Genomic DNA, 23,062 nt, shown 5'->3' on the forward strand with positions numbered 1-23,062 from the left:
GAGCAAAGCCAGCAAGGGCGACAGGATCAGGATCAGCAAAAGGGCGTAGACCGCGAAGCGCGGAGGTCGTTTGCCGATCCGCTCGATCCGGCCAATTCGGTCCATAAGTTCGATCCTCCCCATCATGCCATCATAGGCGGAAAGGGAAAGATGGCGACAGGCGATGTTGGGGCTGTCCTGCCGCTTCGGTTCGCGGCATGATCTGTGCGTTAACGATGTGAGCTTTGGGGGCAGGATGACGGCGGCGGTGGGCGATGCCTATGTGATGGATGCGAAGCGGGACCGGTTGGTCATTACCGCTTCGGCGCTCGGCACCGTGTTCGAATGGTATGATTTCTATATCTATGGCGTGCTGGCGCCGATCATCGGGCGGACCTTCTTCCCGACCGACAATCCGACCGTCGAACTGCTCTATACGCTGGCGGGCTTTGCCATCGGCTTTGCGTTTCGGCCGATCGGCGCGGTGCTGTTCGGCTATCTGGGCGACCGGCTGGGACGCAAATATACGTTTTTGGCCACGATCATCCTGATGGGGCTGGCGACGGCGGGCGTGGGCCTCACCCCGTCGGCCGCCAGCATCGGCGTCGCGGCACCAATCATCCTGATCGCGCTCCGGATCGGGCAGGGGCTGGCGCTGGGCGGCGAATATGGCGGAGCGGCCATCTATGTCGCGGAACATGCCCCGCCGGGCAAGCGCGGCTTCTATACCAGCTTCATCCAGGCAGGCGTGATCGGCGGCTTCATCCTGTCGCTGATCGTGGTCGTCGGTACGCAGGCGATCGTCGGCAAGGCAGTGTGGGACGCCTGGGGATGGCGCATCCCCTTCGTCTTTTCGCTGGCGCTGCTGGCGATCTCGCTGTGGATGCGCCTGATGCTGCGCGAAAGCCCGGTGTTCCTGGCGATGAAGAAGGCTGGCGCGCAGGCGAAGAACCCGATCCGGGAAGCCTTTACCGCGCCCGGCAACATGAAGCGGATGTTCGTGGCGATGATCGGTATCGCGGCGGGCTTTACCGTGATCGCCTATACGGTGATGTTCCAGGCGCTCTATTTCCTTCAGAACGGGCTGCACGTCGCGCCGGGTATCGCGCAGCTTCTGGTCGGCGGCAGCGCCTTTGTCGGCATGGGCGCCTTCATCTTCTTCGGCTGGCTGTCGGACCGGATCGGGCGGAAGAAGCCGATCGTGATCGGCTATGCGCTGGTGCTGCTGCTCGCGCTGCCGCTCTATCAGTTCATGGGCGTCATCGCCAATCCGGGGCTGACGCAGGCAGCGAAACGGGCGCCGGTGATGGTAAGCGGCCCCGATTGCCATTTCGATCCTTTCGCCAAAGTGCAGCCGACCGCTTGCGGCAAGCTGCTCGACCATTTTTCCAAGCGCGGCATCCCCTATGACAAGCATGAGGGCGCAGCGCCGGCGGTGGCGATCGGTGGGGTCGCGGTAGCGGACCTGAGCGGCGAAGGACTGGATGCGGCGCTGGCGCAGCAGGGCTATGATTTCGGCGCGGTGACGCCGGACTGGCCGCGCGCGATGATGGTCTTTGCCGCGCTGCTGCTACTCTGGACGCTATCGGGCGCGACCTATGGACCGGTTGCGGCGTTGCTGTCCGAATATTTCCCGGCGCGCATCCGCTATAGCTCGCTGTCGATGCCCTATCATGTCGGGACCGGCTATTTCGGCGGTTTCCTGCCGCTGGTCAGCCAATATATCGTGGCGCGGACGGGCGATCCCCATGCGGGCCTGTGGTATACGCTGGCGATCGTGGCGCTGGCGCTGGCGACCTGCCTGATCGCGCTGCCGGAGACGAAGGATCGTTCGCTCGACGCCTGATGGGCATGAAAAAGCCGCCGATCTTTCGACCGGCGGCTTTTCCAAAGTCTCAGTTGGCGATCAGCGCTCGATGCACATGGCGACGCCCATGCCGCCGCCGATGCACAGGGTGGCGAGGCCCTTCTTCGCGTCGCGCTTGCCCATTTCATAGAGCAGGGTGGTGAGGACGCGGGCGCCCGATGCGCCGATCGGATGGCCGATGGCGATCGCACCGCCATTCACGTTCAGCTTTGCAGGATCGAAGCCCAGTTCCTTGCCCACGGCCAGCGCCTGTGCGGCAAAGGCTTCATTGGCTTCGATCAGGTCGAGGTCCGCGACCGACCAGCCCGCCTTTTCCAGCGCCTTGCGGCTGGCCGGAGCGGGGCCGATGCCCATGATCGCCGGGTCGACGCCGCAGGTCGCAAAGCCGGCGATGCGGCCAAGGATGGTGGCGCCGCGCTTGGCAGCGGCATCGGCGGTCATCAGCACGAGCGCGGCGGCGCCGTCATTGATACCGCTGGCATTGCCGGCGGTCACGCTGCCGTCCTTCTTGAAGGCGGGGCGCAGGCCCTGCATCGCTTCGATCGTGGCGCCGGCACGGATATATTCGTCCTGATCGACGATCGTGTCGCCCTTGCGCCCCTTGATCGTGACCGGCACGATTTCGTCGGCGAAGCGGCCGGCGGCACGCGCTGCTTCGGCCTTGTTCTGGCTGGCGACCGCGAATTCATCCTGCGCTTCGCGGCTGATCTGATATTTTTCGGCCAGATTTTCGGCGGTGATGCCCATATGATAATTGTTGAAGGCGTCGGTCAGGCCGTCATGGATCATCGTGTCGATCAGCGTGACCGGCCCCATCTTGGCACCGGCGCGCAGATATTGGGCGTGCGGGGCGAGCGACATGCTTTCCTGCCCGCCGGCCACCATGATGCTGGCGTCGCCAGCGCGGATCGCCTGCGCCGCAAGCGCCACGGCGCGCAGGCCCGAACCGCAAAGCTGGTTGAGGCCGATCGCCGTCCGCTCCACCGGAATGCCGGCATTGACCGCTGCCTGACGCGCGGGGTTCTGGCCCTGCCCGGCGGCAAGCACCTGGCCCAGAATCACTTCGTCCACTTCCTCCGGCGCGACGCCGGCCTGCGCGAGCGCGGCGATGATCGCCTGACGGCCCAGTTCGTGCGCAGGGGTCGAACCGAAAGCGCCCATGAAGCTGCCAACGGCGGTACGCTTCGCGGCGGTAATCACGATGTCTGACAAAGGCCTGATCCTCAATTCCAGTGGTTGTTTTCGCAGGTGCACATAACATCAACCGCCATGGGTGGAAAGCCAAAGGGAGAGAGGTTCCCACAGCATTTCGCGGGCACGCCCCCCCACCACCATGCCGACATGGCCGAGCGAGAAACTGCGCTCTTCGCGCAAGCGAGGACCGGCCGCGGCGGGCACGATGCGATCGCTGGTCGAGACGATGGAGAGGGTCGGGCAGGGCAGGGCGGCAGGATTGATATTGCGGCCGGCGACCTGCCAGCGCCCGGCGCCGCTGACATTGCCGGCGTAGAAATGATCGAACAGGTCGCGCCCCGCAGCATAGGTCAGCGGCGCCCCGCCATTCGCCCAATCCTCCACCGCGAGGAACGCGCGTTCGGCATCGGACCCCGGTGCCATATCGGCGAAGGCGGCATATTTGCGGATGGTGCGCGCCGGGTCCATCGCCCAGAAACCCGATTGTAGCACCTCCATCGGGACATAGCCGATCCGTTCGCACATCGGTTTCGCACCGCGCCACAGGCCGGCGATGAGATCGAGATCGGCCGTGGAAAAAGCATCGAACCGCCAGGGTGCCGCAATGGTGGCGACGGCTGGAAATGGGCGCAATGCGGCGGCGCCCAGGACCAGGCTGCCCCCCAGGCAATAGCCCACCAGGATCGGTGGCCGGGGCAGGGCGGCAAGCAGGGGCAGCAGCCGATCCGTGACATGGCCGTCCAGACCGAGCATCGCGTCGTCCGGGGCCGGCTGCCCCCAGTCGACCAGATAGGCATCATGCCCTGCTGCACCCATGTGGCGCAGCAAGGATCGGCTTTCCGACAGGTCGAGCACCTGCGGCGGATTGATGAGCGATGGCACGAACACCACGGGATTGCGGCCATTTTCCGCACCATGTTGCAGCAATCTGGCGGCGCCTGCGGCCGCGACGCAGCGGGCTGGCGGCGGCGCGGGCGGGCGCACCGCATCCTGATATTTGCGCAGGCCCAGGAAAGCACGGCGCCGAAGTTCGGCATCATCCTCCGTTTCGCGCCATAAAATATTGAGAAAAAGGGGTAAAGGCCGCGGCCCATGTTGCGGTGCGGCATCGCCTTGTGCTAATGCGATATGTGCAGGTGTGGGAGAGGAATCCATGGCCAAATCAAAGACCGCTAATGAATCGGAACCGGTCGTCATCAAGAAGTACGCCAACAGGCGGCTCTATAATACCGAAACTTCGAGCTATATCACGCTGGACCTTTTGTCGCAGATGACGCGCGAAGGACGCGAGTTCGTGGTGGTGGACGCCAAGACCGGCGAGGACATTACCCATAATGTCCTGACCCAGATCATCATGGAAGAAGAACAGCGTGGCAAGAACATGTTGCCCGTCAATTTCCTGCGTCAGCTGATCGCCATGTACGGCGATTCGATGCAGTCGATGGTGCCGCAATATCTGGAAGCGTCGATGGACGCGTTTCGCAAGAACCAGCAGCAGTTCCAGGAAGCCATGAAGGGTGCCTTTGGCGGTGGCCCGCTGGCCGAGATCGCCAAGCGCAACATGCAGATGTTCGAAGCCGCAGCCAGCGCGTTCGGCAATGGCGTGCCGGGTATGCCGGGCGCGACCCCGCCGGTCACGCCGACGCCGTCTCCTGCATCGGAAGGCAGCAAGGATGAAGAGATCAGTGATCTCAAGGCGCAGCTGGCGGCGCTGAATGCCAAGATCGACAAGCTGAGCTGACATGATGGCCAAGGCGGATCGGCTGGAGCGGCTCGACGTCCGCCGCGCAGAAGTGGAAGCGGAGTATCGCGATGCCCTGATCGCGGCGCTCCGCGTGACCGCCGCAGGGCGCTGGGGTCTGTTCGACCATCAGAAGGACAAGGCCGCCCGTGCCCGCACCGCGCCGGTGATCGCGGCGCTGGAGGAACTGGCGGACGAAATCGACGCCATGCGCGATACGCTGGGTCTGGAGCCCTTTGCGCTGCATCAGGATTTCATGGCCACGCGCGGGCCGGCCGCGGCCGATGCAGTCGGCGAACCCAAGCAGGCGAAGGCCTGGCTGGAGCGACTGGGCGCGGACGCCTGAAACCATCATCATCGCTCCGTCGGAGGGGTCGACAGGCATGGCGCGTCTGGCCTATGGCGCGCCATTCTTCTTTTCCGTTCTAGCCAAGGTCCGTACCCCGTGAAGCACGCTCTCAACGTCACCCGCGAAAAGGATTTCGCCGCCTGGTATCAGGCCGTCATCACCGAAGCCGACATGGCCGAGGAAAGCGGCGTGCGCGGTTGCATGGTCATCCGGCCGTGGGGCTATGGCATCTGGGAGCGTATCCAGAAGCTGCTGGACGATCGCATCAAGGCGACCGGCCATGAAAATTGCTATTTCCCGCTGTTCATTCCGCTTTCCTATTTCGAGAAGGAAGCCGAGCATGTCGATGGCTTTGCCAAGGAAATGGCGGTCGTCACCCATCATCGCCTGATCCAGCAGGACGGCAAGATGGTGCCCGACCCCGAAGCCAAGCTGGAAGAGCCGCTGGTCGTCCGTCCGACGTCGGAAACCGTGATCGGCGCCGCCTTCAGCCGCTGGGTGCAGAGCTGGCGCGACCTGCCGGTGCTGATTAACCAGTGGGCGAACGTCGTCCGCTGGGAAATGCGCACCCGCATGTTCCTGCGTACCGCCGAGTTTCTGTGGCAGGAAGGGCATACCGCCCACGCCACCGTCGACGAGGCGATGGAAGAGACGCTCAAGATGCTGGAAGTCTATCGCAGCTTTGCCGAGGAATGCGTGGCACTGCCCGTTGTCGCGGGTGAGAAGCCGGAGAATGAACGCTTCCCCGGCGCCGTCGCGACCTATTCGATCGAAGCGATGATGCAGGACGGCAAGGCGTTGCAGGCTGGCACCTCGCACTTCCTGGGCACGACTTTCTCTTCCGCGCAGAATATCAAGTTCCAGAATGCCGAAGGGCAGCAGGAGCTGGCTCAGACGACGAGTTGGGGCGTGTCGACCCGGATGATTGGCGGCCTCATCATGGTGCATGGCGATGATGACGGGCTGCGCGTGCCGCCGCGCGTCGCGCCCTATCAGGTGGTGGTCGTGCCGATGCTGCGCGATAGTGAGGAAGACGCTGCGATCGTCGATTATTGCACCGATCTGGTGAATCAGCTGAATGGGCTGGATGTGTTCCGTGAACCGGTGCGCGCGCTGCTCGACAAGCGCCCGGCCAAGGCCGCGAACAAGCGCTGGGGCTGGGTCAAGAAGGGCGCCCCGATCGTGATCGAGGTGGGCGGGCGTGACGTTGCCGGGGGCAATGTCTCGGTCATCCGCCGCGATCGCCTCTATCGCGAGGATGGCAAGCTCGACAGCCAGATCGTCGCCAAGGGCGATTTCGTGGCGCAGGCGACCGCTATGCTGGAACATATCCAGTCGTCGCTATTTGCCGATGCCAAGGCGCGGCTCGATGGCAATATCGACACGTCGATCAGCGATCTCGACGCGCTCAAGGCCTATTTCAACGCCAGCAAGAAGCCCGGCTGGGCTTTGGTGCAATGGGCCAAGCCGACCGGCGAGGCACTGGACAAGGTGGTGCAGTGGCTGAAGGGCGAGAAGCTGACCCTGCGCAACGTGCCGACCGATGCGCAAGCAGCCGACGGCGCGTGCATCTTCACCGGCAGCGCGGCGGTGGAACGCGTGCTGGTGGGTCGCAGCTACTGACCTACTGACTTTTAATCAGTTGTCCGTTCGTTTCGAGCGTGTCGAGAAACGCGAGCATGGCGGCTCCCGCTTCTCGACTTCGCTCGAAGCGAACGGTTTGGGTTGCTATTGCACCACACCCAGTTGCTCCAGCGCGAAGGCGCTATATTCGGCCTGATCGCGATAGCGGCGGAAGCGGCCGGATTTGCCACCATGGCCGGCTTCCATATTGATGCGGAAGACCAGCGGATTGCTATCGGTCTTGGTCGCGCGCAGCTTGGCCACCCATTTGGTCGGCTCATAATATTGGACCTGGCTGTCCCATAGTCCCGTGCCCACGAACAGGCTGGGATAGGCTTTCGCCTCGACATGGTCGTAGGGCGAATAGGCCAGCATCACATCATACCACTGCTTCTGTTCGGGATTGCCCCATTCGTCATATTCGCCGGTGGTGAGCGGGATGGTGGGATCGAGCATGGTCGTCACCACGTCCACGAACGGCACCTGTGCGATGATGAGCTTGTAATCCTTCGGCGCCATATTGGCGACGGTCCCCATCAGCAGGCCGCCCGCGCTGCCGCCCATGGCCGCGACCCGGCCCTTCTTCGCATAGCCCTGATCCACCAGCGCGCGGGTCACGTCGATGAAGTCGGTGAAGCTGTTCATCTTATTCTTGAGATGGCCGTCATCATACCATTTGCGGCCCATTTCCTGCCCGCCGCGAATATGGGCGATGGCATAGACGACGCCGCGATCGAGCAGGCTGGGCAGAAGCGGCGTAAAGGCCGGATCGGTCGAATAGCCATAGCTGCCATAGGCATATTGGTAAAGCGGGGCGCTACCGTCCTTCTTGAAACCCTTGGCATAGATGAGCGAGACGGGCACCTTCGTCCCGTCGCGCGCGGTCGCCCAGACGCGCTCGGTCACATATTTTTCGGGGTCATAGCCCTTTACGTCCTGGACCTTCAGCAGCTTGCGCTCGCCGGTGTCGACATTCACCTCATAGGTGGTCTGCGGCGTGCGCAGGCTGTCATAGGTGTAGCGAACCCAGGGCGTGCCGCTTTCGGCATTGATGTTGAGCGCCATGGCATAGGCGGGTTCGTCCGCCTCCACGAAGCTGCTCTTGCCGGTCTTGGTCAGCAGGCGCAGCCGCTTGTTGCCACCTGACCGCTCCTCGATCGCCAGGAAGCTGTCGAAGGGCTGGAAATTCTCGATGAAGACATCGGCGCTGGTTGGTACGATGTCCTTCCACGCAGCGCGGCCCTTGGCGGCGTCGGCGTCCGTTACGGACATCAGTCGGTAGTTGGGCGCCTGCCAGTTGGTGCGGATGGTCCATTGCCCACCGACATTGTCGCTGCTGTAGAGGAAATCCCGTTCACGCGGGGCGAGCACAGTGAAGGTGGCGGGGTTTGCGGAGGGCGCGCAGCGCTCCTCATTGCTGACCGTCGATTGCAGCACGATGCAGATATATTTGTCCGACGTCGTCTTCCTGAGGCCCATGTAGAAGGTGTCGTCCTTCTCTTCATAGACCAGTCGGTCGGCGCTGACGGGGGTGCCCAGCACATGCGCCTTCACCCGCTTGCCGAGCAGGGTGGTGGGATCTTTCTCGACATAGAAGATGGTCTTGCTGTCGTCGGCCCAAGCGAAATCGGGTTCGGCATTGGGAATTTCGTCGGCCAGCAGCTTGTCGTCGGCGATTCCCTTGACGCGGATCACATATTGACGGCGGCCGACCAGATCTTCGGCATAAGCGAGCAGCCTGTCGTCAGGGCTGACTTCCTTGCCGCTGATCGCGAAATAGCCCTTGCCCGCGCCCATTTTCGGCTGATCGAGCAGGATTTGTTCGGGGGCGTCCATGCTGCCCTTGCGCCGGGCGACGATCGGATAGTCGCCGCCGGTTTCGAAGCGGCTGTAATAATAATAGCCGTCCTTCCTGTACGGGACGCTGCTGTCGTCCTGCTTAATGCGGCCGGTGATTTCGGTGTAGAGCTTGTCCTGCAACGGCTTGGTCGGGGCCAGCAGCGCGTCGGCATAGGCATTTTCAGCCGCCAGATAGGCCAGCATCTCCGGGTCTTTGCGGGTGTCGTCGCGCAGCCAGTAATAGGGGTCTTGCCGCGTCGCGCCGAAGGGGGCCTTTACTTCATGCGGCTTCTTCGCCGCGACGGGTGGTTTGGGGGCTTGCTGTGCCTGCGCGGCAGACAGTGCGGCCATGCCGAGGCCCGCGAAGAGCCAAGCCGAAGTGCGGATCATATTTCCTCCCTGCGAATCGCTGGAGGGAGGCTGGCATGATGGCGGGCAGGGGGGAAGTAAGTTGCTGGTGAGCGGAATGTGCCCAGAAGCTCGCTCCGCTCGCCACCCACCCCAACCCCTCCCTTGAAAGGGAGGGGCTAAGAAAGGTTACAGCACATATTTGCTGAGGTCGGTGTCGTGCGCCACGGCCGACAATTGCCTGTCGACATAGGCGCGGTCGATCACCAGCGTTTCGCCGCGGCGGTCCTCGGCCTCGAAGCTCACATCCTCCAGCAGCTTTTCCATCACCGTCTGGAGGCGGCGGGCACCGATATTCTCGATCTCGCTGTTCACGTCGGCCGCGATCTTGGCGACGGCGCGGATGCCCTCGGGGGTCAGGTCGATCGTGACTTCCTCGGTTGCGAGCAGCGCGCGATATTGCGCCACAAGGCTGGCCTTGGTGTCGGAGAGGATCGCGACGAAATCCTCCTCGGTCAGCGCCTTCAGTTCGACACGGATCGGCAGGCGGCCCTGCAATTCGGGCAGCAGGTCGCTGGGCTTCGCCACATGGAAGGCGCCCGAGGCGATGAACAGGATATGGTCGGTTTTGAGCGGACCATATTTGGTTGAGACGGTCGTGCCCTCGATCAAGGGCAGCAGGTCGCGCTGCACGCCTTCACGGCTGACCGAACCGCCCCGCACATCGCTGACGGCGATCTTATCGATCTCGTCCAGGAAGACGATGCCATTCTGTTCCGCGCTGGTGATGGCGACGCGGGCGACATCGTCCTGATCCAGGCGCTTGTCCTGCTCTTCCTCGACCAGCTTGTCCCAGGCATCGGCGACGCGCATCTTGCGACGCTTCTTCTGTTGCTGGCCAAACGCCTTGGACATCATGTCGGACAGGTTAATCATGCCAACCTGACCGCCCATGCCGGGGATCTCCATCGGCATGGAGGGGCTGTCGGCGACCTCGACCTCGACCTCGACCTCGTTCATCTGGTCGTTTTCGATCTTCTGGCGGAAGGAGAGGCGAGTGGCCTCGCTCGCCTCCTTGCCGGTCAGCGCATCGAGCAGGCGGGCCATGGCGGCTTCGGACGCGGCTTCGCGCACGGCCTCGCGGCGGCGGTCCTTTTCCAGACGCACGGCTTCTTCCACCAGATCGCGGACGATCTGTTCGACGTCGCGGCCGACATAGCCGACCTCGGTGAATTTGGTGGCCTCGACCTTGACGAAGGGGGCGTCGGCCAGCTTGGCGAGGCGGCGGCTGATCTCCGTCTTGCCGCAGCCCGTCGGCCCGATCATCAGGATATTCTTGGGCGTCACCTCATCGCGCAGATCGGCGGGCAGGTGCTGGCGGCGCCAACGGTTGCGCAGCGCAACGGCGACGGCGCGCTTGGCGTCATGCTGGCCGATAATATGCGCGTCGAGCGCGGCGACGATGGCTTTGGGGGTCAGGTTGTCGTTCATTTCAGTCCTTCTCCCCTCCCTTCAGGGAGGGGTCGGGGGAGGGCATATCAAGGAGCGCCAACAGGCCCTCCCCTACCCCCTCCCGCAAGCGGGAGGGGAATTTAGTTCGCGCTATCCAACGTTTCGATGGTCAGCTGATCATTGGTGTAGACGCAGATATCCGCCGCCACGCCCATCGCCTTGCGGGCGAGGGTTTCGGCATCTTCCTCATACTCCACCAGCGCGCGGGCGGCGGCGAGGGCGTAGTTGCCGCCCGAGCCGATCGCCGCAACGCCGCCCAAAGGTTCCAGCACATCGCCATTGCCGGTCAGGATCAGCGTCACATCCTTGTCCGCGACGATCATCATCGCTTCCAGATTGCGCAGATATTTGTCGGTGCGCCAGTCCTTCGCCAGTTCCACCGCGGCGCGCATCAACTGGCCGTTATGGCGTTCCAGCTTGGCTTCAAGCCGTTCGAACAGGGTGAAGGCATCGGCGGTGGCGCCGGCGAAACCGCCGATGACGCTGCCGTCATGCAGGCGGCGCACCTTACGGGCATTGGGCTTCATCACCGTCTGACCCATGGACACCTGGCCGTCGCCGGCGACGACGACCTTTCCATTCTTGCGGACTGACATGATGGTGGTGCCATGCCAGACCGGCATGGAGGCGCTGCGTTGGTCGTTCATGGGCCGGCATATGGGACGCGCCATCGTCCCGCGCAAGTCGCGGCGACATCCGCGCCGGAACGTGTCATTTCGGCGACAATATTCTTACAAATCGTTAAGGAACAAATGTCGATCAATTGACATTGTGCAGCGCACAACCAATGATCGGCAACCTTATTCGAAAGCGAGGACGCATAATGTCTCTCAAGGCCAGGGCACAGGAAAAGGTAGAGCGAGCGGGTATCTCCAACTACTCGTTCGATCAGGACGTGCTGGTCATGTGCGGCGTGCGCTATACGATCGAGGCTTGCGAATGCGGAGAGCCGGACTGCGATGGCGTCCGGCTCAACAAGAACGCCACCGTGATCGGTCGCGTCATTCAGTAGGAATGGGGCAGTAAGGGTGGGGAGGGCTGATGCCCGCCCGCTCAGTGCATCGCATCCTTGCCGGCGCGACCGACCGATTCGATATCCCGACCGACCCCCTGAACCGTGTTGCAGGCGGCGAGCGCCGTCAGCAGCAGGCTACCGATCAGCAGCGCAAGGGTTTGACGCATAAAGGTTCCACTTTCCAATATTGATGCCCGTTTATAGGCGCCGTTCGGCAAAACGGGAAAGCATTTTGCATCAAATCGATAAGAGGTTGTTGACAGGGTGCGCCACCGATGCCAAAGGCCGCCTCCTCCTTACAGGGGGCGCGTAGCTCAGCGGTAGAGCACACCCTTCACACGGGTGGGGTCACAGGTTCAATCCCTGTCGCGCCCACCATTTTCCCTCGCTATCAGAGGGTGAATGGCGGAAGTCCCAACGGGCATTTTCTGAAATCGCAGAACGGCACGGGAGCGTCCGTCAATTCTCTCGAATTGTTCGTACTATCCTGTGCAGCGATGACCGCCAGCTGCGACATGAGGCGTATCGTGGCGGACGCGCTGATGTGCCATGGCATGCCCATGGCTCTTCCGCCGCGCTCAATCGGCCCCCGCTTTGCGGACGGTCTGGCGCATGCTGAAATTGTCGCCCCACTCGGCTTGCCGGGTCAGCGGCCAACCGCCATAGACGGCGCGCAACTGATGCTCGCCGTTGAGGGGGGGCATTCATGTCGGCGCTGGAATAGAAAAGGCGATGACGCCATTCCCCGCCTTGCCGTCGAAGCGGAGCGTATCGTTCAGCTCAAACGGCACCATGAAGCCGGTCGCGCCCTTCCACCCGACATGAGGTTGCGTTCCATGTCGAGATTCCTGGGATTATACTGGTAGACGGCGGTCTTCACGGTGACGTCCGGGCGCGGCGCATATTGCAGCCATGCCGCCCACATGCCGGCCGGTCAGCGGACCAGGCACGGCGTCTTGTTGTCGAACGTCCAGCCGGACACGAGATATTGCATCGCCGCGGCGTCGTCGCGCGCACCCAGCCCATGCTTCTTGTACAGTTCGTTTGCGGCCGCGACCGCACCCATGTCCAGTTCGATCCCCAGGCCCGGCTTGTCCGGCACGGCGACCAGGCCGCCTTCGATCTTGAAGGGCTCCTTGGTCAGATGCTGCCCGTCCTGCCAGATCCAGTGGGTGTCGATCGCCGTCACCTTGCCGGGGGCGGCAGCGCCGACATGGGTGAACATGGCCAGCGAAATATCGAAATGATTGTTGGAGTGCGAACCCCAGGTCAGGCCCCAGTCGCGGCAGGTCTGCGCCACGCGTACGGAACCCTGCATCGTCCAGAAATGTGGATCGGCCAGCGGTATGTCGACCGATTGCAGCGCCAGCGCGTGCGCCATCTGGCGCCAGTCGGTTGCGATCATGTTGGTGGCGGTCGGTAACCCGGTGGCGCGGCGGAATTCGGCCATAATCTCGCGCCCGGAATAGCCGGCTTCCGCGCCGCAGGGGTCTTCGGCATAGGCGAGCACGTCGCCCTTGCCCTTGCACAGGCGGATGGCCTCCTCAAGGCTCCAGGCGCCATTCGGGTCCAGCGTTACGCGCGCATCGGGGAAATGGCGGGCGATAGCGGTGACCGCCTCGATTTCCTCTTCGCCGCGCAGCACGCCGCCCTTTAGCTTGAAATCGCGGAAGCCGTACCGTTCGTAGGCGGCCTCCGCCAGCCGGCGGACGGTGGCGGGGGTCAGCGCCTCTTCATGGCGTAGCCGGGTCCAGTCGTCCGTTGCGTCCGATCCGTCGGCATAGGGCAGGTCGGTCTTTTTGCGGTCGCCCAGGAAGAAGAGATAGCCCAGCATCTCGACCTTGTCGCGTTGCTGCCCTTCGCCCAGCAGCGCCGCGACGGGCACGCCCAGATGCTGACCCAGCAGGTCGAGCATGGCGCTTTCGACGGCGGTCACAGCGTGGATGGTAATGCGCAGGTCGAAGGTCTGGAGGCCACGGCCGCCCGAATCCCGGTCGGCAAATGTGGACCGCATCCTGTTCAGCACATTGGCATAGGTGCCGATGCCCTGGCCCACGATCAGGTCGCGCGCATCGTCCAGCGTCTGGCGGATCTTTTCGCCGCCGGGCACCTCACCCACGCCGGTATTGCCCGCGCTATCGGTCAGGACGACGATGTTGCGCGTGAAAAAGGGGGCATGGGCGCCGGAAAGGTTGAGCAGCATGCTGTCGCGGCCGGCAACGGGCACGACCTTCATGTCCGTGACGACAGGGGCGCCGGTTACGATCGAAGCGTTTTCCATGGTGTCGAGCATATCAGCCTTTCAGGCGTGGGTGGCAGAGGTAATGGCCGAGCAGTCATTCTTGCCGGGTTCGGCAAGCACGAACCGCTGGGTCGGGCCGACGATGAGGGGGTAGCGCATGATCGCCCGTCCTGGCGCGCCGATGCCCTTGCCGAAGAAGGACAGCGCCATCAGCGCGATGACCAGCGTGAGGTTGTTCGTGACATCGGATAGGACGATTGCGGTGGCACAGCCCATGGCCAGCATGACCGGCAGCTTCCGGCTGAAGGTCAGGCTATGGCGGGCTGCGATCAGGCGATCGGACAGGATGCGGCCGATGATGCCGGCGACCATGCCAGCGACCGAACTCGCGGAGCGATCAGCATGATTGATGGTCGTCCGCAGGAACAGCATCGCGACGATCCAGTGATAGACATGGCTGTTGCCCGGCCGGATCGGATGCGTGATCGATTGCATTTGCCTCTCCGAATCCCCTGTTGTCGCGATGCGTTCCTGTGCTTTGGCAAGGCCGTCACGCCTTGCCGAATATCCCATCGGTCATGCGCCGGATGTCGAGCGGATTGCCCGTCTTGAGCGCTTCGGGCAGCAGATCTTCAGGCATGTCCTGATAGCAGACCGGGCGCAGGAACCGGCGGATCGCCAATGTCCCGACCGATGTGGTCCGGCTGTCCGATGTTGCAGGGAAAGGCCCGCCATGGACCATGGCGTGACTGACTTCTACGCCCGTGCCGAAACCGTTCACCAGCAGACGGCCGGCCTTGATCTCCATGGTGGGCAGCAATTGGGCGACGGCGTCTCGATCGGCATCTTCCATATGGATGGAGATGGTCAGCTGGCCTTCCAGCCCTTCCAGCAGCTCGCGCAGGTGCGCGATATCGCGTGCCCGCGTCACAAGGGATGTCGCGCCAAAGACCTCCTCGCGCAGGACCGGGTCGGTCGCAAAGCTGTCGGCATCGGCCTCGAACAGGCCGACCTGTGCCTGATTGGGACCGGTCGGTTCCTTGCCGCGGCCCAGCGTCGACACCCCGGCATGGCTCGCCAGCGCGTCCACGCCCCTGGCATAGGCGTTGTGGATCCCCGCCGTCAGCATGGTCTGGGCAGCCGCGCCTTCGATCGCGCCGGTGGCGCCGCGAACAAAGGCGTCGATGTCCGAACCGTCCAGGGCGATGACCAGGCCCGGATTGGTGCAGAATTGCCCGGCGCCCATTTGAAGCGCGGCGGCAAATGCGGTGCCGATGGCTTCTCCGCGCGCGGCCAGCGCGCCGGGAAGAACCAAGACCGGGTTGATGCTGCTCATTTCCGCATAAACCGGGATCGGTTCTGCGCGGCTGGCGGCAACCTTCATCAATGCCGTGCCGCCGCCCTGCGATCCGGTAAAACCGACCGCCTTGATACGGCGATCGGCGACCAGTGCCGTGCCGATAGCACTGCCATTGCCGAACAGCATGGAAAAGACGCCTTCGGGCAGGCCGCATTTGTCGACCGCCGCGCGGATCGCCGATGCGATCATAGCGGACGTGCCGGGATGGGCGGAATGCGCCTTTACCACGACCGGGCAGCCCGCAGCCAGGGCGGATGCGGTGTCGCCGCCCGCCACCGAAAAGGCGAGGGGGAAGTTGGATGCGCCGAATATGGCGACCGGGCCAAGGGCGATGTTGCGCAGGCGCAGGTCGGCGCGGGGCAGCGGGGCGCGGTCCGGCATGGCCGGGTCGATGCGGGCATCCAGGAAGTCGCCTGCACGCACCACCTGCGCGAACAGGCGCAACTGGCCGCAGGTGCGGCCACGCTCGCCCTCTACACGGAGACGGGGCAGGCCGGTTTCGGCGATCACGCGTTCGATCAGCGGATCGCCCAGCGCGATGATCTCTTCCGCGATCGTTTCGAGGAAGCTGGCGCGCGTCTCCAGGCCGGTTTCCCGATAGGCAGGGAAGGCGGCCCAGGCAAGCGCGCAGGCCCGATCGACGTCGCACGGCGTGGCGCCGGGGAAAGCCGGCTCCATCCTTTCCCCGGTAGCCGGGTTGAACGCATGGATCACCTGGCCAGTGCCGCGTACGGCACTGGCCCCGATGATCATCTCACCGGTGGGGCGACCCGCTTCAGGCAGCACGGCGAGCCTCGACATAAGGCGCATTGGCCCTGGCAATCAGCGCGTCCAGTTCTGCCTGCTCGGCTTCATTGAGGTCGGTCAGCGGCAAGCGGACATGTCCGGCCGGGCGGCCAACCGACTTTAGGCCGGCCTTCACGATGGAGACGGCATAGCCACGGCCTGCATCACGGACCTTCAGATAGGGCAGGACGAATTCGTTCAGGCCCGTCATCACCGCGGCGTGATCCTTGGCGCGAACCGCTTTGTAGAAATCAACCGCCCATTCCGGCATGAAATTGTAGATGGCCGACGAATAGGTGGTCACGCCCATTTCGAGATAGGGCATGGCGAAGGTTTCCGCCGTGGGCAGGCCGCCGATATAGGTCAGGCGATCGCCCAGTTTGGCATAGACGCGCATCATCAGTTCCAGGTCGCCGACCCCATCCTTGAAGCCGACCAGATTGGGGCAACGATCCGCGATGCGGGCCAGTTCATCCTCGTGGATCTGGGCGTTGGCGCGGTTATACTGGATGACGCCGATGGAAACGGACTTGCAGACCGCCTCGATATGGGCGGCAAGGCCTTCCTGCTTGGAGCCGACCAGATAGGGGGGCAGCAGCAGGATGCCGTCGGCGCCGGCGCGCTCGGCCGCCTGCGCCAGTTCGATGGCCATCGCCGTGCCATAGCCGACGCCCGCAATCACCGGAACCTTGCCCGCGGTTTCGTCGACCGCCGCGCGGACCACGTTGTTCACCTCATTCGGGGTGAGGGAGAAGAATTCGCCGGTGCCGCCCGCCGCGAACAGGGCGACGACATCATGTTCCAACATCCATGCGCAATGTTCGCGAAACGGCGTTTCGTCGAATTGATTGTCTGCATCGAAATGCGTCACAGGGAAGGTCAGAAGGCCTTGGCCGATCAGCTTCCCCATCTCCTGCGGCGTCATCATGGTCATGATGGTCTGGAAACTTTCCTGATAGGTGCCTTGCCGGTCGACCGGAAAAGCCTGAATTGAAATTTGCGGTCCGGTCAGGGCAAGCCGTCTGGCGCATCCTCGATCCCCGGTTTACCGAAATCGGCTGGTTCAGCGTCATGTGGAGCCTTGATCAGGAAACGGATGTAGCGGCCCCCATCGATGTTGACTAAATCAAATATTATTGCCAACGATACTGAAATTGAATTGATGTTCACGCTGCGCCAATTGCGTTGTTTCGTCGCGGTTGCAGATCATCTACATTTTGGGCGCGTGGCCGCGACGCTGGTCGAGTTCCCAAAGCATAATGGCTGTTGGCTAATCGTGGCTGTGACGCCCGCTGGTTCCGCGATGCTTTCAGGAAAAGAGCATCACGCCCTGCATCCCGGGGCGGAACTTCCGGAACAAGACCGTCAGATACGACAAACGACGCAACCGCATCGGGAGCGCCTCAGGGAACGGCGCCCGATCGCTACCCGCCATCTTCCAGAGCGAGGAGCAGGACAGATTATGTCCCGGCATTGATCTTTTCTGATCCGAGGCGCTAAGTCGGCGGCATCATGCGGCGCGCCGGTCGACCTCGGTCAGCGTGCCGACCGGAAAGGATCATCATGCCCCCCTATCTGAAATGCGGCGCTGCGCTTGGCGTGCTGCTGCTGACCCCCGCAATGTCGGCTCAGGCGCAGGACGGAAAATCGCAAAAGCTGACGCTGGAACGTGTATTTGCCAGCCCCGATCTGGCCGGACCGCAGCCCCGCGCGCTCAAATTGTCGCCCGATGGATCGCTGGTGACGCTGCTGAAGCCGCGCGCTGACGAGAAGGAACGGCTCGATCTGTGGGCGATCGACAGCAGGACCGGCGCGGAACGGATGCTGGTCGATTCTAGGAAGACCGGCAGCGGCGCGGAACTGAGCGAGGCGGAGAAGATGCAGCGCGAACGCGACCGGAGCGTCGCGGGCAGCACCGGCATCACCAGCTATGACTGGTCGCCCGACGGCAAGAGCATATTGGTGCCGGTCGATGGCGATCTCTATCTGGCCGCGCTGGATGGCAAGGTTACGCGCCTGACCGACACGCCCGACGGTGAACTGAATGGCGTGGTCAGCCCCAAGGGCGGCTATGTTTCCTTCGTGCGCGGCGGCAACCTGTTTACCCAGCCGATCGGCGGCAAGGAAAGGCAACTGACGCAGGGCGCCAGCGACACGCTGAGCTGGGGTACGGCGGAGTTCGTCGCGCAGGAGGAAATGGACAGGCGCACCGGTTACTGGTGGTCGCCCGATGATGCGCGGATCGCGGTGGCGCGGGTGGACGAAAGCCCGGTCGGCATCGTCACCCGCACGGCGATCGGCGGGGAGGGGACGAAGGTCTATCAGCAGCGCTACCCCGCGGCCGGTACGCCCAACGCCATTGTCGACCTGTTCGTGATGAAGCCGGACGGGTCGGGACAGGTGCAGGTCGATCTGGGTCCGGACAAGGACATCTACCTTGCTCGCGTCGACTGGTCGCAGGACGGCAAAACGCTTTATGTGCAGCGCGAGAGCAGGGACCAGAAGAGGCTCGACCTGCTGGCGGTCGATCCGGCCACCGGCAAGGCGAAGATCGCTCTCACCGAAAGCGCTAAAAGCTGGATCAACCTGTCGAACAATTTCCATGCGCTCAAGGATGGCAGCTTCCTCTGGTGGTCGGAGAAGAGCGGCCATGGGCATCTTTATCGCGTGAACGGGACGAGGTGGACCGCGCTGACCAGCGGCGAGTGGGAAGTGCGCGATGTGGTGGGCGTGGATGAGGGCGCAAATGGGGGCAGGGGGCTGGTCTATTTCACCGGTAATCGGGAAACCCCGCTGGAGCAGCAGCTTTATGTGACATCGCTGAGCAAGGCCGAGCAGGCGCGCGCGCTGACGCAGCAGGGCTGGTGGAATGATGCCGTGATGGATGGCGCTGCCACCAGGGTCGTGGTGACGCGGCAGAACACGGATCAGCCCAAGCAGGTCTATCTGGCCGACAAGGACGGCAAGCAGTTGCAATGGCTGTCGCAAAATGCGCTGACCGGCAGCCATCCCTATGCGCCCTATGTCGCGGGTCATGTGAAGACGAGTTTCGGCACGGTGAAGGCGGCGGATGGCACGACGCTCTATACCAAGATCATGACGCCGAGGATGGAGCCGGGGAAACGCTATCCCGTCTTCATGATCCATTATGGCGGGCCGGGTGGCGGGCGTCAGGTGACGAATACATGGTCGGGGGCGCTGAACCAGTATCTCGTCGACCGGGGCTGGATCGTCTTTGCGATCGACAATCGTGGCACGCCCGATCGCGGCAAGGCGTTCGAGGACCATATCTATCATGCCATGGGCACGGTCGAGGTGGACGACCAGTTGAAGGGCGTCGAATGGCTGAAGGCACAGCCCTTTGTCGATCCCAAGCGGATCGCCACCTATGGCTGGTCCTATGGCGGCTATATGTCACTGAAACTGCTGGAAAAGGCGCCCGGCGTGTTCGCCGCCGCCGTCGCCGGGGCGCCGGTGACCAAATGGCAGCTTTATGACACCCATTATACCGAACGCTATCTGGGCCAGCCGCAGGCGAAGGACAGCGCCTATCCGGCATCAGGCGCAGTGGACGAATCGGTCGGGATCAAGGACCCGCTGCTGTTGATCCATGGCATGTCCGACGACAATGTCGTGTTCGACAATGCGACCGCGCTGATGGCGAAGATGCAGGGTGCGGCCGTGCCGTTCGAGATGATGGCCTATCCCGGCCAGACCCATCGCGTCGGTGGGCCGGGCATCAGTGTGCATCTGTGGAAGACGATCGAGCATTTCCTGGCCGAACAGGCAGGTGGTCCGGCCGAGAAATGAGGCGAGATGCTATCGCCAGGCGTGGAAGATCGCCCGGCGATAGCGATCCTTGCGGCGGAAGGGCATGGCCCATTTGCGCCACCCCTGATTGTCCAGCGTTTCGGGCAGCACCTGAAACCGTGAATAGCCGAACCGCTGGCACATTTCGCGCAACGCCAATATGTTGGGCGCCCAGAAATTAGTTGGGTCGCGGTCCAGTTCCAGTTCGGTGAACAGGCGCATCGCGGGCACGGGTTCATGGCGCAATGCCGTCACCGTCTCGATCACCAGATGATCGCGGCTCATGGCAGCAGCGGCCTCCAGCGTGCGATAGGGATCGGTGACATGATAGAGGACGCCAAGCAGCAGTACCGTATCGAATTGCCCCAGGTCATCGACGCGATGATCCGCCACGTTGAGGTCGAGCGAGCGAACCTTCGACCCGAAACGGGCATGAGCATGATCGAAGCCGCGCTTGTCGCCCCAACCCTGGCCCGACCAGCAGAAATGATCGGTGGCCAGCACCTCCGCCGCACCGCGCTGTTCCGCCTGGAAGGAAAAGAAGCCGTCCCATGCGCCAATGTCCAGCACGCGCTTGCCCGCGAGCGGCTCGGTAAAGATTTGGTCTGCTTCTTCTAGTAGCGATTCCAGAGGCTTGACGCCGTCGGCCCGCATGCCGTCGGGAAAGGAGAAGCTGTGAAACCAATGGGCAGGAAGAGGCGGCAGCGTGTCGGACGGCATCAGGGCGTCAATTCCGTTTTTGATCTGGGGGACGGGTAGGGCGTTTCGTAACGGCGCGATGCCATGGTGGCAATCCATGCGCTTTCTGCTCGACAAGCCCTTCTTTCTGGACAAACGCCGCAGTATCGCTATGGCGCGCACTCCGCAAGATTTGCATTGGAGTGGAGACTTTAGTCATGGGTTACAAGGTCGTCGTCGTTGGTGCCACCGGTAATGTGGGCCGCGAGATGTTGACCATTCTCGCCGAACGCGAGTTCCCTATTGACGAGATCGCGGCGGTCGCATCGCCCCGGTCCACCGGCACCGACATCGAGTTCGGTGAGACGGGCAAGATTCTAAAATGCAAAAATATTGAGCATTTCGACTTCAGCGGTTGGGACATCGCCCTGTTCGCGGCAGGCAGCGGCCCGACGGCCGAATATGCGCCCAAGGCGGCAGCGGCCGGCTGCATCGTGATCGACAATTCGTCGCTCTATCGCATGGACCCGGACGTGCCGTTGATCGTGCCCGAAGTGAACCCGGATGCGATCGACGGCTATACGAAGAAGAACATCATCGCGAACCCGAACTGCTCGACCGCGCAGATGGTCGTAGCGCTCAAGCCGCTGCATGACGCCGCGACGATCAAGCGCGTCGTCGTGTCGACCTACCAGTCGGTATCGGGCGCGGGCAAGGCGGGCATGGACGAACTGTTCGAGCAGAGCCGCAACATCTTCGTCGGCGATCCGGCCGAGCCGAAGAAGTTTACCAAGCAGATCGCCTTCAACGTGATCCCGCACATCGACGTGTTCCTGGACGATGGTTCGACCAAGGAAGAATGGAAGATGGTCGCGGAAACCAAGAAGATCCTCGATCCCAAGGTGAAGGTCACGGCAACCTGCGTACGCGTGCCGGTGTTCGTCGGCCATTCGGAATCGATCAACATCGAGTTCGAGAATGAACTGTCGGCGGAAGAAGCACAGAACATCCTGCGTGAAGCGCCGGGCATCATGCTGGTCGATAAGCGCGAAGATGGCGGCTACATCACGCCGATCGAGTGCGTTGGCGATTTCGCGACCTTCATCAGCCGCGTCCGTGAAGATTCGACGATCGAGAACGGCCTGAACCTGTGGTGCGTCAGCGACAATCTGCGCAAGGGCGCGGCGCTGAACGCGGTGCAGATCGCCGAACTGCTGGGCCGTCGCCACCTCAAAAAGGGCTAAGGCCCGCTTATGATCTCCGGCGTTGTGGCGATGTGGAAGGCTCTTCCTGTCGCGCAGCGCCGGATGATCGCGCTGTTGCTGGCCGCCGTTGGGCTGGCCAATATCGCGCAACCCTTTCCCGATCTCGCGCCGCTCCAGCATGGACCGACGATCGCGCTGATCCTTGCCGCGCCCTGGCTGCTGCGGCGCTGGCCGCTTTCCAATGCCGCTGTCGGCTGCATCTGGCTGTTCCTGCTGCTGCACACTTTGGGTGCGCGCTGGATCTACAGCCATGTGCCCTATGATGACTGGGCGCGGGCGATCAGCGGGCATGGTCTTTCCAGCCTCTTCGGCGCGACCCGCAACGGCTATGACCGGCTGGTCCATTTTGCCTTCGGGGCATTGCTGACGCTGCCGGTCGCGGAAGGCGCGCGGCACCATATGCCGTGGCGATGGAGCCTGGCCTTCGCCTTTGCCACCATTGGGCTGGGCAACGCGCTCTACGAGATATTCGAATGGCTGCTGACCATCATCGCGGCCGGGGAGACGGCCGATTATTATAACGGGCAGCAAGGCGACGTCTGGGACGCGCAAAAGGATATGGCTGTCGCGCAGATCGGCGCGACGCTGGCGGTGATCGCGCTCTTGCGCCGCCGGGGATGACGCCATATCGGCGGGGCATTGCCGCCCGATAAGGATTTGCCCCGATGACCGACCTCAATATCGAACGCCATGATATCAACGGGCGTGACGGGCTGCCGATCGCGGTGCATGTGGTCGGGCAAGGGCGCGATCTGGTCCTGATCCACGGCTATTTCTCCAACGCCTTCACCAACTGGATTCGCTATGGCCATGCGGCGAAGCTGGTGGAGGCCGGGTTCCGCCTGATCCTGCCGGACCTGCGCGGCCATGGCGAAAGCGCCAAGCCGCATGACGCCGCCGCCTATCCGCCCGATGCGCTGACCGACGATAATCTGGCGCTGGTCGAGCAGATGGGCCTGACCGACTATGATCTGGGCGGTTATTCGCTGGGCGCGCGGACGACGGTGCGGATGCTGGCGCGCGGCGCCAGCCCACGTCGTGTCATCCTGGCGGGCATGGGCCTGCGCGGGCTGACCAAGACGCTCGACAAGGGCGGTTATTACAAAAATGTGCTGACCAACCTCGGCACGTTCGAACGGGGCACATCCGAATGGATGACCGAGGCGTTCCTGAAGACCACCAAGGGCGATCCGGTGGCGATGCTGCATATCCTCAATACCTTCGTGGATACCGATGAAGCGACGATTGCCGGCTTCCAGCAGCCGACCGAAATTATTTGCGGGGCCGACGACCAGGATAATGGCATTGCGCAGGAACTGGCCGACACTTTGCCGAACGGGCGCTATGTCGAGATACCGGGCAATCATATGAACGCCGTCACCCGCAAGGAATTGGGGCAGGCGATGGTCGATTTCCTGACCGCTTGACTGTATCGCCCGGGCAAGTCACTTTCC

Annotated in this window: 21 protein-coding genes, 1 tRNA gene and 1 pseudogene; 11 read left to right on the forward strand and 12 right to left on the reverse strand. The window is 63.0% G+C overall.

The window, feature by feature from the left end:
- Window positions 1–235 precede the first annotated feature (235 nt).
- Complete coding sequence (locus ACNHGR_RS04110; protein WP_475284225.1) at window positions 236–1,825, forward strand: MFS transporter; 1,590 nt, start codon at window positions 236–238, stop codon at window positions 1,823–1,825.
- Between the two features lie 60 nt (window positions 1,826–1,885).
- Here ACNHGR_RS04110 and ACNHGR_RS04115 read toward each other — a convergent pair whose 3' ends face one another.
- Both ACNHGR_RS04115 and ACNHGR_RS04120 read right to left on the reverse strand, forming a co-directional pair.
- The gene (locus ACNHGR_RS04115; protein ID WP_475284226.1) at window positions 1,886–3,058 is read right to left on the reverse strand and encodes an acetyl-CoA C-acetyltransferase; all 1,173 of its coding nucleotides are present in this window, start codon (window positions 3,056–3,058) and stop codon (window positions 1,886–1,888) included.
- Between the two features lie 48 nt (window positions 3,059–3,106).
- A complete protein-coding gene (locus tag ACNHGR_RS04120) occupies window positions 3,107–4,195 on the reverse strand; it encodes an alpha/beta hydrolase (protein WP_475284227.1) in 1,089 nt (362 codons plus the stop codon).
- Here ACNHGR_RS04120 and phaR point away from each other — a divergent pair.
- From phaR to proS, 3 genes are all read left to right on the forward strand, one after another.
- Window positions 4,194–4,781, forward strand: a complete 588-nt coding sequence (gene phaR, locus ACNHGR_RS04125) for a polyhydroxyalkanoate synthesis repressor PhaR (RefSeq protein ID WP_184264885.1) — start codon at window positions 4,194–4,196, stop codon at window positions 4,779–4,781. The genes ACNHGR_RS04120 and phaR overlap by 2 nt on opposite strands.
- A 4-nt stretch (window positions 4,782–4,785) precedes the next feature.
- The gene (locus ACNHGR_RS04130; protein WP_475288316.1) at window positions 4,786–5,127 is read left to right on the forward strand and encodes a hypothetical protein; all 342 of its coding nucleotides are present in this window, start codon (window positions 4,786–4,788) and stop codon (window positions 5,125–5,127) included.
- A 99-nt stretch (window positions 5,128–5,226) separates the two neighbouring features.
- Complete coding sequence (gene proS / locus ACNHGR_RS04135; protein WP_475284228.1) at window positions 5,227–6,753, forward strand: proline--tRNA ligase; 1,527 nt, start codon at window positions 5,227–5,229, stop codon at window positions 6,751–6,753.
- 105 nt (window positions 6,754–6,858) lie between these two features.
- On the opposite strand, the gene ACNHGR_RS04140 is transcribed toward proS, so the two are convergent.
- From ACNHGR_RS04140 to hslV, 3 genes are all read right to left on the reverse strand, one after another.
- Window positions 6,859–8,982 (reverse strand): S9 family peptidase, encoded by a 2,124-nt coding sequence (locus ACNHGR_RS04140; RefSeq protein ID WP_475284229.1) that lies wholly within the window; start codon window positions 8,980–8,982, stop codon window positions 6,859–6,861.
- A gap of 147 nt (window positions 8,983–9,129) precedes the next feature.
- Window positions 9,130–10,431, reverse strand: coding sequence for an ATP-dependent protease ATPase subunit HslU (hslU, locus tag ACNHGR_RS04145; protein WP_475284230.1), 1,302 nt, complete (start codon window positions 10,429–10,431; stop codon window positions 9,130–9,132).
- A 101-nt stretch (window positions 10,432–10,532) separates the two neighbouring features.
- On the reverse strand, window positions 10,533–11,099 hold the full coding sequence (hslV, locus tag ACNHGR_RS04150; RefSeq protein ID WP_475284231.1) for an ATP-dependent protease subunit HslV: 567 nt from the start codon (window positions 11,097–11,099) through the stop codon (window positions 10,533–10,535).
- Window positions 11,100–11,275: 176 nt separating this feature from the next.
- On the opposite strand from hslV, the gene ACNHGR_RS04155 reads away from it, so the two are divergent.
- Entirely contained in the window at window positions 11,276–11,464 is a 189-nt protein-coding gene (locus ACNHGR_RS04155) for a hypothetical protein (protein ID WP_184264896.1), read from the forward strand.
- Between the two features lie 41 nt (window positions 11,465–11,505).
- On the opposite strand, the gene ACNHGR_RS04160 is transcribed toward ACNHGR_RS04155, so the two are convergent.
- On the reverse strand, window positions 11,506–11,634 hold the full coding sequence (locus tag ACNHGR_RS04160; protein ID WP_184264898.1) for an entericidin A/B family lipoprotein: 129 nt from the start codon (window positions 11,632–11,634) through the stop codon (window positions 11,506–11,508).
- 136 nt (window positions 11,635–11,770) lie between these two features.
- Here ACNHGR_RS04160 and ACNHGR_RS04165 point away from each other — a divergent pair.
- A tRNA-Val gene (locus ACNHGR_RS04165) sits at window positions 11,771–11,845 on the forward strand.
- Between the two features lie 200 nt (window positions 11,846–12,045).
- On the opposite strand, the gene ACNHGR_RS04170 is transcribed toward ACNHGR_RS04165, so the two are convergent.
- The 5 genes from ACNHGR_RS04170 to kdgD all read right to left on the reverse strand — a co-directional run bounded on the left by ACNHGR_RS04170 (window position 12,046) and on the right by kdgD (window position 16,789).
- Window positions 12,046–12,171 carry a hypothetical protein gene (locus tag ACNHGR_RS04170; RefSeq protein ID WP_475284232.1) on the reverse strand — a complete coding sequence of 42 codons (126 nt, stop codon included), beginning with the start codon at window positions 12,169–12,171 and terminating at the stop codon, window positions 12,046–12,048.
- Window positions 12,172–12,401: 230 nt separating this feature from the next.
- Window positions 12,402–13,760 (reverse strand): glucarate dehydratase, encoded by a 1,359-nt coding sequence (gene gudD / locus ACNHGR_RS04175; RefSeq protein WP_475284233.1) that lies wholly within the window; start codon window positions 13,758–13,760, stop codon window positions 12,402–12,404.
- 9 nt (window positions 13,761–13,769) lie between these two features.
- Window positions 13,770–14,204, reverse strand: coding sequence for a hypothetical protein (locus tag ACNHGR_RS04180; RefSeq protein WP_475284234.1), 435 nt, complete (start codon window positions 14,202–14,204; stop codon window positions 13,770–13,772).
- Window positions 14,205–14,259: 55 nt separating this feature from the next.
- The gene (locus tag ACNHGR_RS04185) at window positions 14,260–15,870 is read right to left on the reverse strand and encodes an aldehyde dehydrogenase (NADP(+)) (protein WP_475284235.1); all 1,611 of its coding nucleotides are present in this window, start codon (window positions 15,868–15,870) and stop codon (window positions 14,260–14,262) included.
- Window positions 15,845–16,789, reverse strand: coding sequence for a 5-dehydro-4-deoxyglucarate dehydratase (kdgD, locus tag ACNHGR_RS04190; protein WP_184264906.1), 945 nt, complete (start codon window positions 16,787–16,789; stop codon window positions 15,845–15,847). The genes ACNHGR_RS04185 and kdgD overlap by 26 nt, the downstream gene beginning before the upstream one ends.
- A gap of 294 nt (window positions 16,790–17,083) precedes the next feature.
- Between kdgD and ACNHGR_RS04195 the strand changes: the two are divergent.
- Window positions 17,084–17,240 (forward strand): annotated as a pseudogene (locus ACNHGR_RS04195) (IS5/IS1182 family transposase); the annotation flags it as partial.
- A 178-nt stretch (window positions 17,241–17,418) separates the two neighbouring features.
- Window positions 17,419–19,665: a S9 family peptidase gene (locus ACNHGR_RS04200; RefSeq protein WP_475284236.1), complete on the forward strand. Its 2,247-nt coding sequence runs from the start codon at window positions 17,419–17,421 to the stop codon at window positions 19,663–19,665.
- 9 nt (window positions 19,666–19,674) lie between these two features.
- Here ACNHGR_RS04200 and ACNHGR_RS04205 read toward each other — a convergent pair whose 3' ends face one another.
- A complete protein-coding gene (locus tag ACNHGR_RS04205) occupies window positions 19,675–20,385 on the reverse strand; it encodes a class I SAM-dependent methyltransferase (protein ID WP_475284237.1) in 711 nt (236 codons plus the stop codon).
- Between the two features lie 176 nt (window positions 20,386–20,561).
- Here ACNHGR_RS04205 and ACNHGR_RS04210 point away from each other — a divergent pair, with 176 nt between their 5' ends.
- The 3 genes from ACNHGR_RS04210 to ACNHGR_RS04220 are packed head-to-tail and all read left to right on the forward strand — an operon-like array spanning window position 20,562 to window position 23,035.
- The gene (locus ACNHGR_RS04210) at window positions 20,562–21,587 is read left to right on the forward strand and encodes an aspartate-semialdehyde dehydrogenase (RefSeq protein ID WP_475284238.1); all 1,026 of its coding nucleotides are present in this window, start codon (window positions 20,562–20,564) and stop codon (window positions 21,585–21,587) included.
- A gap of 9 nt (window positions 21,588–21,596) precedes the next feature.
- Window positions 21,597–22,229 (forward strand): DUF2238 domain-containing protein, encoded by a 633-nt coding sequence (locus ACNHGR_RS04215; protein ID WP_475284239.1) that lies wholly within the window; start codon window positions 21,597–21,599, stop codon window positions 22,227–22,229.
- 44 nt (window positions 22,230–22,273) lie between these two features.
- Window positions 22,274–23,035 carry an alpha/beta fold hydrolase gene (locus tag ACNHGR_RS04220; RefSeq protein WP_475284240.1) on the forward strand — a complete coding sequence of 254 codons (762 nt, stop codon included), beginning with the start codon at window positions 22,274–22,276 and terminating at the stop codon, window positions 23,033–23,035.
- Window positions 23,036–23,062: the final 27 nt, after the last annotated feature.

The organism is Sphingobium sp. RS1 (assembly GCF_056156825.1).